Origin of the sequence: Umbribacter vaginalis, assembly GCA_001552935.1 — a bacterium.
In the GTDB taxonomy this organism is placed as follows: Bacteria; Actinomycetota; Coriobacteriia; order Coriobacteriales; family Eggerthellaceae; genus Berryella; species Berryella vaginalis.
On sequence record KQ959667.1, the window covers coordinates 1 to 2,594 of the forward strand.

Below are 2,594 nucleotides of genomic sequence, written 5' to 3' on the forward strand. Positions count from 1 at the left end.
AAGTGAATATGCAGGTAAGGTTATTGAGGTATTCGGCACTGCTGGCGGAGAAATGTCGGATATGTATCAACGTGGAGATGACACCCATCTGGTGTTCAAAATACCCTCACGCGGCACCATGGGTTTGCGCACACGCATTCTCAACGTTACGCGCGGTGAAGCTGTAATGTTTCATCATTTTTCGGAATATGGACCTTATCGTGGAGAAATGGGACACCGTAAGTGCGGATCGATGATTGCGCTTGCTACGGAAAAATCGGTTGCATACGCGCTTGATACGCTCCAGCAGCGCGGAAAGTTGTTCATCGGCCCTGGTGAAGAATGTTACGAGGGTATGATTGTAGGCGAGTCAGCCAAAGAAGGCGACATGGTAGTAAATGTTGCAAAATCAAAAAATCTTGGCAATCAACGCTCTTCTTCAGCAGACAAGGCAATTTCGCTTACTCCACCACAAACATTTACTTTGGAAGAGGCGCTTGAATATATTGAGGATGATGAACTGGTTGAAGTAACACCAAAATCAATTCGTCTCCGTAAGCGCTTGCTATCGGCAACCGATCGCCGCAAAGCAAACAAGAATAACTAAGAGCGTAGCACGACTATTTAAAGTGCTGATGAATGCAAGGATTTCTATCTCACGGCGCAGCGTTTGTTCATTTTAGGTGTTGCGCCGCCTGCTATAAGCTTGTCATAAGCATGTTTAATGAACGGCAGTTTATAGCGACATACCGTATTTTTACAGCCTGTATGTCATCTTTTTTATTGCTAAAATTTAAGAATTTTTTGTGTAAGTGTGTAGTATAGTTTGGTTCGTGCTAGCTGCGTATTGATTTGTGAGGCATACATAAAATCTATCTTGAAACACATGGTAGAATGAACCAGTACGCTTGGAAGGATAGGAAAAGGAAACAAGAGCAATGGTAAAAACAATTATGAAAACATTAGGCGTGTGTGCCGTGGCTTTAGCTGTTGTATGTGGTATTACAGGCTGTTCTTCAGGGAAAAATGGCGTAGCAGTAACTATCAATGGCGATAAAATTCTTGAAGAAGCTATCACAAAAAAAGTGGAGCAAATACGCGCACGCTACGAGCTTACCGACACCAATGCATGGGGTCGCTGGCTGGTGAAAAATAAGCTCACACCAGAAAAAGTTCGCGATCAAATGATTGATTCGTATATCAGCCAGCATGTTATTAAAGCAGGAGCAAAAGAATTAGGTGTTGAGGTTTCCAGTGAAGAGATAGATAAGCGCATTCAGGATATGCGCTCAAAATATGATTCAGATGATGCTTGGAATAAAGCTCTTGAACAGGCAGGATTTACTGCTGACGAATATCACGATACCGTAGAAAGTTCACTTCTCTCTCAAAAAATTCAAGAAAAGTTACGTAATGAAACAAAAGTAGAGGATGCTGATGTTTTGAAATCGTGCAACATGTACGCATCATTTTTAACAGGCGCGCGCAAATCATCGCATATTTTATTTGCAGAGAAAGATGAAGCAACGGCGAAAGATGTATTGAAAAAGATTAATGCAGGCAAACTCGATTTTGCAGAAGCTGCAAAGCAATACTCGACTGACAAAGGCTCAGGTGCGCAAGGAGGCAATGTTGGTTGGGATAAAATGAACAACTTCGTGCCTGAATATACAAAAGCACTCAGTACTTTGAAAAAAGGCCAGGTAAGCGAGCTCGTTAAGTCACAATTTGGTTATCATATTATTAAGTGTACTGATGAGTGGACTGCTCCTAAAGAAATTACCGCTCTCGATCAAATGCCTCAAGAAATGGTAGATTCCATTAAAAAGATGACGCTTGCTAATAAAACACAGCAAGCATTTAAGGAGTGGCTCGACGCCCAAAAAGATAAAGCAGATGTAAAGAAGAATGACATGCCTAAAGGGCTTTCATATGATCTTGATATAACAAAATACGAGCAAGAGGCTCAAAAGGCTCAAGAACAGAAAGCTGCTGAACAAGCGCAAAAGAATAACGACGGAGCAAAGAAGTCTGCTGACGGTGCTACACCTTCAGACAAAACGCAAGCAGACACGAACAAACCTGCTGATAATAAGCAGTCTACTGAAAGTAAAAAATAGCAGTAGAAAGGATTAACACAAGGAACACATCCTGCTAACAGTATAGACTTTGGGATACGTCTAAAACATAAGTTGTAAAGAAAACTCTAGCGGAGCACTTGTTCAATAAGCAATGCTCCGTTATACTTCAATGTTGCTATAACGCTCAATAGCTTCAATAGGGAGAGATGTCCGAGTTGGCCGAAGGAGCACGATTGGAAATCGTGTATGCGCCAAAAGCGCATCTGGGGTTCGAATCCCCATCTCTCCGCCAGATAACACCCGTGGAGGGGTGGCAGAGCGGTTGAATGCGGCAGTCTCGAAAACTGTTTCACCTGCAAGGGTGACGGGGGTTCGAATCCCCCCTCCTCCGCCATTTTTAACTACCCTATTTATATATTCTGACCTGCGCAAACAACGCGCAAAAAATGCTCGTTGTTCCCTGCAATGCGCTAATCGTTACTAATTGCGTTTTTCCGTTGTCAACTGGGGTGACCGTTTTGTGTCTTTCTATGA

At 42.7% G+C, this 2,594-nt stretch carries 1 protein-coding gene, 2 tRNA genes and 1 pseudogene; all 4 read left to right on the top strand.

Going from position 1 to position 2,594, the window contains the following annotated elements; translation table 11 throughout:
- Positions 1-586 (top strand): annotated as a pseudogene (locus HMPREF3190_RS00005) (translational GTPase TypA); the annotation flags it as partial.
- Between the two features lie 331 nt (positions 587-917).
- Positions 918-2,099, top strand: coding sequence for a peptidylprolyl isomerase (locus HMPREF3190_RS00010; RefSeq protein ID WP_066778931.1), 1,182 nt, complete (start codon positions 918-920; stop codon positions 2,097-2,099).
- A gap of 161 nt (positions 2,100-2,260) precedes the next feature.
- Positions 2,261-2,352 (top strand) — tRNA-Ser (locus HMPREF3190_RS00015).
- 12 nt (positions 2,353-2,364) lie between these two features.
- A tRNA-Ser gene (locus HMPREF3190_RS00020) sits at positions 2,365-2,454 on the top strand.
- The last annotated feature ends 140 nt before the right edge of the window (positions 2,455-2,594 follow it).